Raw genomic sequence first — 14,522 nt, forward strand, 5'->3', positions numbered from 1 at the left:
TTTGCGCAGCCTGACCTAGGCTCCCCGGATCTGCATATCATCTACGGCCCGAACGAGGCCGGAAAATCAACTTTATTCTCGGCCTGGCTGGATCTGCTGTTCGGCATACCTGTGCGCTCGCGCTTTGATTTTCTTCATCCGGGGCCCACGATGCAGATTGGTGCCGGGCTGAGCCATGCCGGCGCCGCGCTGGATGTCAAACGGCTCAAACGCAACAGCGCGAGCCTCGTGGACCGGCACGATGCCGCGCTCCCCGAGGCGGCTTTGCAGGCTATGCTTGGCGGGCTTTCGCGCGACGGCTATTCCGCCATGTTCTCGCTTGACGACGAGACGCTGGAAAAGGGTGGCGACAGCATTCTCGCCAACCGTGGCGATCTGGGCGAGATGCTGTTTTCGGCCAGCGCGGGGCTGTCTGGGCTGGCGCCGCAGCTCGAATCTCTGCGCGCCGGTCTCGACGGGTTTCACCGCAGCGGTAAGCGCAGCGGCTGGCTTTATGACGCAAAGAAGCAGCTGGTCGATCTGGATAAACAGCGCCGCGAGACGGAAGTTTCGGCCGGAGCGTTGCAAAAATTGCTTCGAGAGGCGCATACCGCCGAAGAAGGCTGGCGCGAAGCCCGTGGTCGCGAAGAGGCCGCGCAGACCGATCTCGATCGGTTGCAAGAGCTGGCAGGAACCCTGCCACTGCTGGGACAACTCTCGGCGCTGGAAGAACGGCTCGACCCCTTGCAAGATCTGCCCGATGTCCCGGCAGAATTGCTCGAACGCTTCGCGCAACTCGACACTGCCAGGCGGGATCTGACAAATCGTCTCCGCGACCGCGCCTTGCGGGTGCAGGGGCTGGAGGAGAGCCGCGCCGCGCTGGCCACAGATCCTGATACACTCGCGCAGACGCATGCTATCGAAACGGCAGATGCGCTGCGGCCCGAGCATGACACCGCCGTGAAGGATCTGCCGCGCCGCCGTGGAGAGCGCGAAGAGGCCGATGCCCGTGTCAGGGCGCTTTTGGTGCAGTTGGGGCATCGGGAAGGCCGACCGCCGGATCTCTGTCTGCCTGATGCGCGGATCTCTACCTTGCGGGCGCTTTTGAATGCGCGCTCCGGTCTTGCAAGCACTGCCGCGACCGCCGCTCAGGAAACCGGGAAGGCGGCTGCGCTATTGGAACGCGAGCGGGAACGACTTGGCGATCCCGGCCCCGCCGAGGATGAGGCGGCGCTGGCCGCTCTTCTGGCGCGGCTCAGGGCGCAGGATCCAGCCGATGCGCTTGCGCGCGCGATACGGGACCGGGATCAGGCTTGCAGCAGACTGGACGGCGCCCTCGCTGCGCTAGCGCCTTGGACAGGGGATGGCGATGGGGGGGATGGCGATGCGCTGGCGGCGTTGGCCGTCCCGCCAGGCTGGCGGATAGCAGAGTGGGAACAGTCGCAAGAGACCGCCCGGCAACAAGAGCTTGACGCCCGCCGCGACGCAGGCGCGCTGCGCATGGAGATGGATCGCCTGATTTCCGACACGGCCGCACGTGGTGCGGCCCAGACGGCCAGCGGCGTCACCCTTGCAGATGCCGTGACCGCCCGCAGCAACCGCGAAGCGCTTTGGGCTGCGCATCTGACCGGTCTTTCCGCCGACAGCGCTCAGCGCTTTGAAAGGGCTCTGCGCGAGGATGACCGGATTTCGGCTTTGCTCGCCGAGGCCATGGCTGCGGCGCGGCGCGAGGCACTGGACCTCGCGGCGCAGCAGACCGCCGCCGCCCGGCTTGAGGGCGCCGAAGCACGACTTGACGCGGCTCTGACCGCGCAGCGCGGCCTCGAGGCGGAAATCGCCGCCGCCTCTGCGGCCCTTGGGCTGCCCGGTAGCAGGCTTTCCGATCTGAAAGCCTGGCTTGATTTGCGGATCGCAGCCCTGACAGAGCGCACGGCCTTGCGTGAAGCGGAAACCGCAGTCGATCGGTGCAAAGAGGCGCACGGCGCTGCCATCCGGGCGCTCGGCGCCGTGCTTTGCAAGTCGGTCGGCGATCCGCCTGAAGCCTTCGAGATCCTGCTGGCCGGTGCGGTCGCGCGGATCGACGCGGCGGAACGCCGTCGCGAGGCGCGGCAAAGGCTGGCGATGCTGGCCTCTGAACTGCGTGAGCGCAGGCAGGCCCAGCTCGATGCCGACACTGCCTATGAGGCATGGCGGCAGAGCTGGAAGGCGGCCAGCCACGACAGCATCCTTGCGGGTTACGCCGATACCGACCCGGGACTTGGCACAGTCCTTGACCTGCTTGATCGGTTGGGCAGCGAGTATCAGACCGCTGCCGGCCTGACCGACCGCATTGAAAAGATGGAGGCCAACCAGCGCCGGTTTATCGAGGCAAAAGCTGCGGTTCTAGCGGCGCTCTCTCAAGGCGATGACGTCTCCTGGCCCGAAATACTCATCCGTCTGCGGCGCGCCCAAGATGCCGCGCGCGAAGACGAGACCCTCGCACGCCAGATCGCACAAGAGCAGCTGCAGGACGGTGATGACCGCCGTGTGCTGGATGCCCGCGATGCCGATGCCGCAGAGATTGGCGCCGCGCTCGGCTGGACCAGAGGAGATGACCGCTTGGGCGACCATCTGGATCGCTGCCGCGAAGCCACGACCCTGCGTCGGGACATCGGGGACATTCGAGACAATCTGCGCGACCGGCCAGCCCCGGCTGAGGGGGAGGATACCGGGACCATTCGTCAGCGGATGGCCGATCTCAGGGCGGATCTTCAAATCCTGCGCAACGAGACCGAGACTCGCCTTGCCGCCCATCTGGAGGCGAAGCGCCGGATCGAGGCCGTGGGCGGCGATGACGCGCTGGCCCGTATCGCGGCCACACGTGAAAATCTGCTGCTGGAAATACGCGAACGGGCCGAAACGCATTTGGCAGGCCGCTTTGGTCTGATCGCGCTGGAGTCCGGTTTGCGGCGCTATCGCGACCAGCATCGCAGCGCCATGCTGACCCGCGCATCAGAAGCCTTCGGCGGCCTCAGCCGGGGGGCTTATTCCGGTCTCGCCGCGCAGCCGGATGGCGCGCAAGAGGTGCTGGTGGCGCTGTCTTCCGGCGGTGGCGCGAAGCTGGCTGCCGATCTGTCAAAGGGCACGAGGTTCCAGCTTTATCTCGCGCTGCGCATTGCAGGCTATCACGAGCTGGCGCAAAGCCGCCCCACCGTGCCTTTCATCGCTGACGATATCATGGAAACTTTCGACGATACCCGCTCGGCTGCGGCCTTTGCGCTATTAGCCGACATGTCGCGCGTGGGTCAGGTGATCTATCTGACACATCATCGCCACCTTTGCGATATCGCCATGTCGGTATGCCCGGATGCAAATATTATTGAACTATAGATCTGAAAGACCCAACTATGCCTGCTGATATTGATACCTTGGACGAAACAGAGAAAGCCGGTTTGATCCTGCATCCGGTGCTGGCGGCCAGGGTGAATTTCGCTACAGCGCAAAATGGCGTGGCGATCATCAAACGGCTTGGCATCGAGAACTTCGGTCCTGACCCTGTTGAAAATATCCGCCTTACATTGTCGGCCAATCCTGCGATCCTTCGCGAAAAGACCTGGACAATCGACCGTATTCCCGCAGGCACCACGCTGCAGCTGGGTGATCTGGAGACTCCGCTCGACACCGTGCTGTTGAGCGGGCTGGATGAAGCTGAGATCGGCCAGCTTGAACTGCGGCTGACCGCGCGGGGGTTGGAAGAGACCACCCACCCCTACCCCATCGAGATGCTGGCGCGCGACGAATGGGGCGGCTTGGCCGAGATGGAGAATATCCTCGCGGCCTTTGTCTCGCCCAACCAGCCGTATATCGCACGGATTCTCAAAGATGCGTCGCGGATCCTGGAGGCGGCGGGGCATTCCGGCGCGATGGATGGCTACCAATCCAGCGATCCTTTGCGGGTCTGGATGCTCGCGGGGGCAATTTGGTCGGCAGCAACCGGGCTTGGCCTGACCTATGCTGTTCCGCCGGCTTCGTTCGAGCGGATCGGCCAAAAGATTCGCGACCCCGAGCGGATTGCCTTGGAAGGACTTGCCACCTGCCTCGACAGTACGCTGTTGCTGGCGGCGGCCTATGAGGCGGCGGGGCTGAACACGGCCGTTCTCTTTTCGCATGGCCATGCCTGGGTGGGCCTCTGGCTGGTCAAAAAGGACTTTGGCCGTCTGGTGGAGCCCGATGTGGTCACGGTGCGAAAGGCCGTCGTCTCGCGTGAATTCGTATCGCTGGAAACGACGCTTTTGACCAAGCGCCCCAGCATCGGGTTTGAAGAGGCGGTGCAGAGCGGACGCGACCGTCTGGCCGAGGCGCGGGAAGCCGAGTTCATCCAGGCTGTCGACATCAACCGCGCCCGCGCCGCGCGCATCCGTCCGCTGGCAAGCCATCGTATTCAGGATGGGCCTGCTGCGGAGCAGGACGCAACCGCGCCCGCCGCTCTGCCGCGTCCGCTGGATCTTGGGCTCTTGCCCGGCGAGTTGACGGAAGAAGCGCCTGCGACACCGATGGGCCGGGTGGAGCGCTGGCAGCGCAAACTGCTGGATCTCTCGCTTGGCAACCGGCTTTTGAACTTCCGCGATACGCGCGGTGCGGTCGCCATGATCTGTCCTGATATTTCGGGCACCGAAGACCGCCTCGCCAATGGCGAGAGCTTTCGCCTGCTCGCGCTGAAAGACGAGAACGCGGTCTCGGGGCGCGATCTGTCAGCCGACGAAGCGCGCCAGATCGAGCTGTCGCTTGCCCGTGACGCTCTGGCGCGCGGCCAGATCGCGGTATCGCTGACCACCCGCGAGATGACAAATCGTCTTACCGACCTTTACCGCAAGGCCCGCAGCGACATGGCCGAGGGTGGCACAAACACCCTGTTCCTCGCGGTCGGATTCCTGCGCTGGAAGCGGTCCGAGGGCGACAGCCGCTCTTACCGCGCGCCGCTTTTGTTGCTGCCGGTCCGGCTGGAACGGCGCTCGGCCCAGTCGGAATTCCGGCTGAGCCAGCTGGAAGATGAAGTGCGGATCAATTCCACCCTGCTGGAAATGCTGAAACGCGATTTCGAGCTGCGCCTGCCCGAACTGGAAAGCGAGCTGCCGCGCGACGAAAGCGGTCTCGACATCCCGCGCATCATGGAGATTCTGCGGGCGCGGGTGAGGGATGTGCCTGGGTTTGAAATCGTCGAGGATTTCGCGCTTTCGACGTTCTCCTTTGCCAAATATCTGATGTGGAAGGATCTGGTCGACCGCACGGATTCCTTGCGCGAAAGCCGCATGGTCGCGCATCTGATTGACAATCCGACCGAGGCTTTTGAAGGCGCCAGGACGCCGATGCCGCGCCCCTCGGATATCGACCGCAAACATGCACCCGGTGATCTTCTGGCCCCGCTGCCGGCGGACAGCTCGCAGCTTGCAGCGGTTCTTGCTGCATCTGAGGGACGGGATTTCGTGCTGATCGGGCCGCCGGGCACGGGCAAAAGCCAGACAATCACCAATATCATCGCCGATCAGCTTGGCCGTGGCCGCACCGTGCTGTTCGTTGCCGAGAAATCTGCGGCGCTTGATGTGGTGCATCGCAGGCTGGAGCGTCACGGGCTGGGCCATGCGGTGCTGGAGCTGCATTCCAACAAGGCGGATCGCAAAACCGTTCTGACCCAGCTTGGCCGTTCTTGGGATCGCGCAAGCGCTGCAAAGCCAGAGGAATGGGTGCGCGTTTCCGAGGATCTGCGGCTGACCCGCGACCAGTTGAATGCCTATGTCGATGCGCTGCACCGCCCGGGGACCCAAGGTTTCAGCGTCTATCAGGCGATTGGCAAATGCGCCGGGGTGGCCCCCGGCTTTGCTCTGCGTTTTGACAATAAAGACAGCCATGATGCCGCCAGCTGGCACCGGCTACGCCAGCTTGCCGCGGATCTGGGTCAGCGACACCGGATCGTTGCGGACATCGACCCGGCGGGGCCGCTCTCGTTGCTGGATCACGGTGAATGGTCCTTTGGCTGGCAGGACAGCTATCTTAACAGCGCAAAGATATTGCGCGAAGCCCGGACGGCAGCAATGACGGCGCGGCAGGCGCTGGCCCGGCAACTCGGCCTGACAGCGCCCGACGCGGACGCCGATGATGTTGCGGCAGCCCTCTCCTGGCTTGCGAACCAGCGGCTTGATGGCGCCGGTATTTCGGCGAGCGCCTGGCGGGACCCCGACGCGGCACAGGCCGATCTCCATGCCTTGACTGCCACCCTCGAGCGCGCCGCTGCGGCGCGGGCGGCGCTCTCGGCCCGCTACCCCGACGAGGGGCTGGCGGATATGCCGCTTGACGCGCTGGAACTGCAATGGCGCGAGGCACAGGGCAAGTCGTGGCCCTTTGCGGGGATGGCGCAGAAGAAACTGGTCAGGCTGCTGCAAAGCTATGCCAGTTCCGGCGTCGCCGATCCGGCCCGCGACCTGCCCGCGCTGAAACAGCTTTTGCGCGCGCGCCAAGAAATTGCGGGCTCGGAACTGAAACCGCTGCCCGGCTTTTCCGATGAAGCGACGGATATCGCCCGTATCCGTACTGAGCTGGAGGCCGCGAGCAGTTTTCTGGCGCTTGAGCGCCATCTGCGGGTTGCTGGATTCCCTCAGGCGCAACTCGAGATGCATCGGGCCGAGCTCTCGCGCGCATCGGGTGGCGCTTTCGCGCCGCTGTTGCAGGCGATCTGCCAAGCCGACAGCGCAGAGCTTTCGGCGCAGAACGCCTTTACCGCTCTCGGTGGCGCGCTGCCTCCTGGCCAGGAGGATTTGCTGGCCGGGCTGGAAGCCTTGCAGCACCGCTTTGGCGACTGGCTGAAATGGCGCTTGGCGCGGGCTGAAGGCATCGGCGCTGGACTGGAGCCGCTGGTCACCGCCTTGGAGGAAAAGGCGGACATCTCCGATACCGGACTGGCCTTTGAACAGGCTTACATGGCTTGGTGGCTGCGCCTCGCTATGGATGCCGAACCCACCTTGCGTGGCTTCGCGCATTGGCAGCATGATGCTCTGATCGGGCGTTTTCGGGAGCTTGATGACGCCATGGCCGGTCTCGCAGCAGGCGAGGTTATGCGCCGTCTTGGCAATGACCTGCCACTCCGCGATGCGGTGCCACGCAATTCGGAACTCGGTGGGCTGCGCCACCAGCTCGGCCTACAGCGTCCCACCAAGGCGATCCGCAACCTGATCGCAGATATGCCCACGAGCTTTACCAAGCTCGCGCCTTGTGTGCTGATGTCACCACTTTCGGTTGCGCAATATCTGCCTGCCGGGCAGGCGCAATTTGACCTCGTGATCTTTGACGAGGCCTCGCAGATTTCGACCTGGGATGCGATCGGCGCGATTGCGCGCGGGCGACAGGCGATCATCGTCGGCGACCCCAAACAGCTGCCGCCAACCAACTTTTTTGGCCGCAGCGACGATGGAACCGATGACGGCGCCGAGCTGGCCGAGTTCGAGAAGGACATGCCCTCGATCCTTGACGAAGTCGCGGCAGCAGGCATTCCGACGCATCGCCTGAACTGGCATTACCGCAGCCGGGACGAGGCGCTGATCGCATTTTCGAACCACTTCTACTACGATGGCGGACTTGTGACCTTCCCCTCACCCGATGCAACGGGCGAGGCGGTTCGACTGCACAAGGTGATGGGCACCTATCAGCGCGCGAAAGGTTCGACCAACCCGGACGAGGCGCGCGCGATTGCGGCTTTCATCCGCAAACGCCTGACGGAATGGCTGAAGCGTCCCGAAGATGACCGCCCCACATTGGGTGTCATCACCTTCAATATGCAGCAACAAGGGTTGATCCTTGACCTGCTCGATGCCGAGCGCAAGGCTAACCCCGAGTTTGAATGGTTCTTTTCGGATGATCGTGAGGAACCGCTGATCGTCAAGAACCTTGAGAATATTCAGGGCGATGAACGCGATGTGATGCTGTTCTCGATCACTTTCGGCCCGGATCAGGCGGGTAAGATCACCATGAATTTCGGCGCGATGAACAAGGATGGCGGCGAGAAGCGCCTGAATGTCGCCGTCACGCGCGCGCGAGCAGAATTGCATGTCTTTACCTCGATCACCGCCGATCAGATTGACATGAACAAGACCCGCGCGCGCGGGGTCGCCGACCTCAAGGCCTTCCTCGATTTTGCGGGCCGGGGGGCGGTGGCGCTGGCGGGGCAGGACAGTGGCTCGGTCGGCCCGGCGGATTCGCCGTTCGAAGAGGCGGTGCGCGATGCTTTGGTGGCAAAGGGCTGGGATGTGCACAGCCAGATCGGCGTCTCCGGCTTTCGCATCGATCTTGGGGTGCGCCATCCTGATCATGCCGGCGCCTGGCTCGCGGGCGTTGAATGCGATGGCGCGCGCTATCATTCCTCGGCCACGGCGCGCGACCGTGATCGTATCCGGCAAGCGGTCCTGGAGGGGCTCGGCTGGTCGATCCTGCGGATCTGGTCGACCGACTGGTTTCGTGCGCCCGAAGCCACGCTCCAGCGCGTCGATGCCAGCCTGACGGAAATTCTGGAAGCCGACCGGGCGCGCCGCGCCGAACTGTTGCCCGAAGAACCGGGGGCAGATGCTTCGGGGCAGGGCACAACTGACCCGGAGGTTGTGACCGATATCGCTGCCACTTCAGCCTCACCAGACAGCATCCCGGCGGAGCCTGATCGTGAACCCGCTATGCTTTTCGCACAGGGGCCCGCACAGACTGTGCCACAGGCGGATCGTGCTGGCACGCAACGCGCAGCCATCCCGGACGCCGATCATTTCTTTGACGACAGCTATACCCCCCAACTCCTAGAGATGATGGAAAAGATCATCGAAAGTGAGGGTCCAATGCCGGCGGCATCTCTGGCGCGGCGCATTGCGCAGCTTCATGGCTGGCAGCGCACCGGCGGCCGTATTCAGGCGCGGATTTCCGCTTTGCAGGGCATATTCGACGCCACGATGGAGGACGATAACCGTTTCCTCTGGGTCTGCGGCAGCATTCGTGACCGTGTTCCGTTCCGGGGGATGAACGGACGCTCGCTGCGCGAAATTTCCCGGGCGGAGATCGCGGAGCTGATTGATCGCAACTTGGCAAGAATAAGCGCCGCTGAGGATACCGATCTGGAACTTGCCCGTCTCGCTGGCGTTGCCCGCCTGACCAAGGATGCCCGAGAATATTTTTCCGCCTGTCGCGCGTGGCGGGAACTATCAGCGGCGCCCCGTTGATATGCCTCCCATGGTCCTGCCGCGAATCCGCTGGTGGCCCGGGAGGTGAAGGCGTCGGTGCCGGGATCAGGGTCCAGACTCATTGAATGATCAGAGCCATAAGATGACAGTTGCGGCAAGGGCGACGGCGGAGAGGAAGACCTACGCGCATCTGTCATGGCGGATTGCTATCCTGCGCCAGTCTTTCGACTGACCGAACATGATCTCGATGCGGTTGTGGCGGCGATAGCGTCGTTTGTCGCAGCGGATGGCTTTGCCGCGCGAGTTACGGATTGGGGTGCAGGGGCGTATTCTTTTGTCTTTCAACGCATCTCGGAACCAGTCAGCGTCATGGCCCGGTCCGCGATCACCCACTCGGTCGGCGCCCTTAGAGCCTGTCTCCATATCATCCTGGCGAAGCCCCTATGTCACCCCACCGCTTCCAATGGTTGTATAGCGTCTTTGGCGGGCCATGCTCAGGAGGGGCATCGCCCCGTCTCAAGCCGTTGCGATTGATGAAGATTATGCAACTTAGCACACGTCGATCATGAACGCGCGGCTTGCTGGGGATCCTCGAGGAAAACGGTTTCAACTGCTCCATCTGATCGTCGGTCAGCCAGAAAAGGTTGCCCATCGCGTCACCCCCATCCGTTCGGCAGATTGAAACACGCAACCGGGCCGCCTCAAGCCAATTAGTCCAGACCCTAGCCCGAAGGTCCGGCTGAGCAAGTCTTGCCTCGGGGATCTTTGCAAATCCCTTATGCCCGCCCCCTGCTTTCCATATCGAAATCCAATGCGGCCCCATGTCACCTTCGGACCCATCCAAAGGAGGCAAACCATGCTGGATTTCTTGTTCTGCGGCCTTGGCCTTGGTCTGATCGGCCTGATGGCGGCCTATGTCGCGCTTTTGGCGCGGGCGTGAGGTTTCGATGTTTGAAGCCATTCTCGGCCTGATCGTGGCGCTTGCTCTCGGCGTTTACCTGATCGTCACCCTTGTCGCGCCCGAGAAGTTCTGACCTCCCGCAAGGTCCGACGGGCGCCTTTCATTCCTGCGAGATACTCCATGTCACTCAACGGTTGGCTGCAAATCGCGGTCACATTGGCTTTGGTTCTGGCCGTCACTCTGCCGCTCGGGCGGTATATGGCGGTGCTGTTCACCGGGGGACGCACCGTTCTGCACCCCCTTCTTGGTCCCGTTGAGCGGGGCTTTTACCGCGTGGCGGGCGTCAACCCGCAAGCAGAACAAGGCTGGGCCAGCTATGCGCTGGCCATGCTGACCTTCAGCGGCGCGGGTCTGGCGGCGCTTTATGCCATCCTGCGGCTTCAGGGCGTCTTGCCCTTCAACCCGGCGGGCCTGCCCGGCGTGGCGCCGGATCTGGCTTTCAACACGGCCGCCAGCTTTCTGACCAATACCAACTGGCAGGCCTATTTCGGCGAAGTCACGCTGAGCCCGTTCAGCCAGATGGCCGGGCTTGCCGTGCAGAACTTCCTGTCGGCGGCCACCGGCATTGCGCTGGCCATGGCGGTGACGCGGGCCTTCGCGCGCAGCGCGGGCAGTCTGGGCAATTTCTGGGTCGATCTGACCCGGGCGACCCTTTACCTGCTGCTGCCATTGTCGATCGTCGTGGCTTTGGCCTATGTCGCGCTTGGCGTGCCGCAAAGTTTCGCGACGCTGGATGTCACCACGCTGGAGGGCACGCAGCAGGTTGTGCCCCTTGGGCCGCTTGCCAGCCAGGAGGCGATCAAGCAGCTTGGCACTAATGGCGGGGGCTATTTCAACGCCAATGCGGCGCATCCTTTCGAGAACCCCTCCGCCCTGTCCAATATCCATGCGATCTGGGCGATGCTGGTCATTTCGGCCGCCTTGCCGATCACCTTTGGCCGCATGGTGGGCTCCGAGCGGCAGGGCTGGGCGCTGCTCTCGGTGATGGCCGTGCTGCTGATTGGCGGCGTGGCGCTGGTCTATTGGGCTGAGACCGCCGGAAACCCGTTGATCACCGCGCTCGGGGTCGATCCGTCCATGGGCAATATGGAGGGGAAAGAGGTTCGTTTCGGTCAGGCCATGACGGCCCTGTTCGTCGCGGTCACCACCGGGCTGTCCTGCGGGGCGGTCAATGCCATGCATGACAGCCTGACGCCTCTGGGCGGGCTGGTGCCCCTGTTGCTGATGCAGCTGGGCGAGGTTTTGCCGGGCGGCGTCGGCTCGGGGCTGTATGGCATGCTGGTTTTCAGCGTGCTGGCGGTCTTTGTGGCGGGGCTGATGGTGGGGCGGACGCCCGAGTTTCTGGGCAAGAAGATCGAGGCGCGCGAGATCCGGCTGGCGGTCCTTGCCGTGCTGATCCTGCCTCTGGTCATCCTGGGTTTCACCGCGGTTTCGGCCATGTTGCCGGCGGCGCTGGCAAGCCTCAACAATGCCGGCCCGCATGGTCTGAGCGAATTGCTTTACGCCTATTCATCGGCGGCGGGGAATAACGGGTCGGCTTTCGCCGGGCTGAACGCCAATACCCCCTGGTTCAACACCACGCTGGGCATTGCCATGATGCTGGGTCGCTTTGCCTATGTGCTGCCGGTTCTGGCCATGGCGGGGTCTCTGGCGGCCAAGCCCCGGGCGGCGGCCTCGGCGGGAACCTTCCCCACGACCTCGCTTCTGTTTGTCGGCCTTCTGGTTGGCGTCATCCTGATCCTGGGCGGTCTGCAATTCTTCCCGGCTCTCGCTCTTGGCCCCATCGTGGAACACGTGCTGATGCACGCCGCGACCACTTTCTGACGGAGACTGAACATGTCCTCTCCCGCCCTTTTTGATCGGGCGATCCTGACGGCGGCAGCCCGCGATTCGGTTCGCAAGCTTGACCCCCGCAGCCTGATGCGCAACCCGGTCATCTTCGTGACCGAGGTTGGCGCCGCCCTGACCACCTTCCTGTGGCTGCGCGCGCCGGACGCTTTCTCGGGCCAGATCGCGGCCTGGCTCTGGTTCACCGTGCTTTTCGCGACCTTCGCCGAGGCGGTGGCCGAGGGGCGCGGCAAGGCCCAGGCCGCAAGCCTGCGCCAGGCGCGCAGCGACGTGCAGGCCAAGCTGTTGCTGCATCCCGACACCAATGACGGGCTTTACGAGAAGGTCAACGCGCAAACGCTGGCGCCGGGCGATGTGGTGCTGGTGGAAACCGGCGATGTGATCCCGCTGGATGGCGAGATCATCGCGGGGGTGGCCTCGATCAACGAGGCTGCCATCACCGGCGAAAGCGCCCCGGTGATCCGCGAGGCGGGCGGTGATCGCTCGGCCGTCACCGGGGGCACCACCGTGCTGTCGGACGCCATCCATGTGCGTATCACCGTGGCGCCGGGCGAGACCTTCATCGACCGCATGATCGCGCTGGTCGAGGGCGCTGAGCGGCAGAAGACGCCCAATGAGCTGGCGCTGTCTGTCCTTCTGTCCGGCATGACGCTGATCTTCCTCATTGCCGTCGTCACGCTTTGGGGGTTGGCGGGCTATTCGGGCACGCAGGTGTCGGTCGTGGTGCTGGTGGCTTTGCTGGTTACCCTGATCCCGACCACCATTGGCGGGCTGTTGTCGGCCATCGGCATCGCGGGGATGGACCGGCTGATCCGCTTCAATGTCATCGCGACCTCGGGGCGGGCGGTCGAGGCGGCGGGGGATGTGGACACGCTGCTTCTGGACAAGACCGGCACCATCACGTTCGGCAACCGCATGGCGACCGAGTTCCTGCCCATGGCGGGGGTCAGCGCGGCGGAACTGGCCAGCGCCAGCCTGCTGGCCAGCATGGGGGACGAGACGCCGGAGGGGCGGTCCATCGTGGCGCTGGCCCGGTCGGATTTCGGGCTGGAGGATCAACCGATGATCGGCGCGGTTCTGGTGCCTTTCGCCGCGCAAACCCGGCTGTCCGGGATCGACGTTGCCGGCCGCAAGATCCGCAAGGGGGCGGTGGATTCCGTGCTGCGCTTTGCCGGGGCCTCGGCCTCGCCCGAGTTCCGGCAGGCGGTGGACCGGGTGGCACGTTCGGGCGGAACGCCCTTGGCCGTCGCCGATGGCGCGCGGCTTTTGGGGGTGATCCATCTGAAGGATGTCATCAAACCCGGCATCCGTGACCGCTTTGCCGCTTTGCGCGCCATGGGCATCCGCACGGTGATGGTGACGGGCGACAACCCGGTGACCGCCGCCGCCATCGCCTCCGAGGCCGGGGTGGATGACTTCCTTGCCGAAGCCACGCCCGAGGACAAGCTGGCCTATATCCGCCGCGAGCAGGTGGGCGGTCGCCTGATCGCCATGTGCGGCGACGGCACCAACGATGCGCCTGCGCTGGCGCAGGCCGATGTCGGTGTCGCCATGCAGACCGGCACCCAGGCCGCGCGCGAGGCGGGCAATATGGTGGACCTCGACAGCAGCCCCACGAAGCTCATCGAGATCGTGGAGATCGGCAAGCAGCTGTTGATGACGCGCGGATCGCTGACGACCTTTTCCATCGCCAATGACGTGGCGAAATATTTCGCCATCCTGCCCGCGCTTTTCGTCACGACCTATCCGCAGATGCAGGCGCTGAACCTGATGGGCCTGTCCTCGCCGCAATCGGCCATCCTGTCGGCGGTGATCTTCAACGCGCTGATCATCGTGGCGCTGATCCCGCTGGCCTTGCGCGGCGTGCCCTATCGTCGCGTGGGCGCGGCGGCGCTCTTGCGACGCAACCTGACCGTCTATGGTCTGGGCGGGCTGGTCCTGCCTTTCATCGGCATCAAGGTGATCGACCTTGGCCTTGCAGCCCTGCATCTGGCTTGAAGGAGCCTGACCCATGTCTCATCTTCGCCCTGCTTTCACGCTTCTGGCGCTGTTCACCCTGCTTCTGGGCCTTGCCTATCCGCTGGCCATGACCGGCCTTGCCGGTCTGGCCTTCCCCTGGCAGGCGGGGGGCAGCCCGGTCACCGCGCAGGACCGGGTGGTGGGTTCGGCCCTGCTGGGGCAGGCCTTCACCCGGCCCGGCTATTTCCACCCCCGGCCGTCGGCGGGCGGCCATGATCCGATGGCCTCGGGCGGGTCCAATCTTGGGCCGACCTCGCAAAAGCTGATCGACCGGATCGCCGCCGAGGCCGCGCCGGGCATCGCGGCGGATGCGGTCACCACCTCCGCCTCGGGGCTGGACCCGGATATTTCGCGCGCCAACGCATTGGCGCAGGTCGCGCGCGTGGCGGCAGCGCGCGGCCTGCCCCCCGAGACGGTGCGCGCGCTGGTCGAGGCCAGGGCCCAGGGGCGTCTCTGGGGCCTGATCGGAGAGCCGCGCGTGAATGTGCTGGCTTTGAACCTCGCGCTGGATGCGGTATCCAGATAGGCAC

6 protein-coding genes and 1 pseudogene are annotated in these 14,522 nt (G+C 64.3%); 6 read left to right on the forward strand and 1 reads right to left on the reverse strand.

The window, feature by feature from the left end; all coding sequences use genetic code 11:
* Both JNN06_RS00270 and JNN06_RS00275 read left to right on the forward strand, forming a co-directional pair.
* Positions 1 to 3,348, forward strand: a 3,348-nt coding sequence (locus JNN06_RS00270; RefSeq protein WP_291237598.1) for an AAA family ATPase, incomplete at its 5' end; no start/stop codon positions are given.
* A gap of 62 nt (positions 3,349 to 3,410) precedes the next feature.
* On the forward strand, positions 3,411 to 9,203 hold the full coding sequence (locus JNN06_RS00275; RefSeq protein ID WP_291237599.1) for a DUF3320 domain-containing protein: 5,793 nt from the start codon (positions 3,411 to 3,413) through the stop codon (positions 9,201 to 9,203).
* Between the two features lie 141 nt (positions 9,204 to 9,344).
* On the opposite strand, the pseudogene JNN06_RS00280 reads toward JNN06_RS00275, so the two are convergent.
* Positions 9,345 to 9,816: pseudogene (locus JNN06_RS00280) on the reverse strand (transposase).
* Between the two features lie 262 nt (positions 9,817 to 10,078).
* Here JNN06_RS00280 and JNN06_RS00285 point away from each other — a divergent pair.
* Genes JNN06_RS00285 through kdpC form a run of 4 tightly spaced genes read left to right on the forward strand, consistent with a single transcriptional unit; the run spans position 10,079 to position 14,518 of the window.
* Positions 10,079 to 10,198: a potassium-transporting ATPase subunit F gene (locus JNN06_RS00285; RefSeq protein ID WP_291237600.1), complete on the forward strand. Its 120-nt coding sequence runs from the start codon at positions 10,079 to 10,081 to the stop codon at positions 10,196 to 10,198.
* 47 nt (positions 10,199 to 10,245) lie between these two features.
* Positions 10,246 to 11,949 carry a potassium-transporting ATPase subunit KdpA gene (kdpA, locus tag JNN06_RS00290; RefSeq protein WP_291237601.1) on the forward strand — a complete coding sequence of 568 codons (1,704 nt, stop codon included), beginning with the start codon at positions 10,246 to 10,248 and terminating at the stop codon, positions 11,947 to 11,949.
* A 12-nt stretch (positions 11,950 to 11,961) separates the two neighbouring features.
* On the forward strand, positions 11,962 to 13,971 hold the full coding sequence (gene kdpB / locus JNN06_RS00295) for a potassium-transporting ATPase subunit KdpB (RefSeq protein WP_291237602.1): 2,010 nt from the start codon (positions 11,962 to 11,964) through the stop codon (positions 13,969 to 13,971).
* A 13-nt stretch (positions 13,972 to 13,984) separates the two neighbouring features.
* Positions 13,985 to 14,518, forward strand: coding sequence for a potassium-transporting ATPase subunit KdpC (kdpC, locus tag JNN06_RS00300; RefSeq protein ID WP_291237603.1), 534 nt, complete (start codon positions 13,985 to 13,987; stop codon positions 14,516 to 14,518).
* The last annotated feature ends 4 nt before the right edge of the window (positions 14,519 to 14,522 follow it).

Origin of the sequence: Gemmobacter sp., assembly GCF_016792925.1 — a bacterium.
In the GTDB taxonomy this organism is placed as follows: Bacteria; Pseudomonadota; Alphaproteobacteria; order Rhodobacterales; family Rhodobacteraceae; genus Gemmobacter.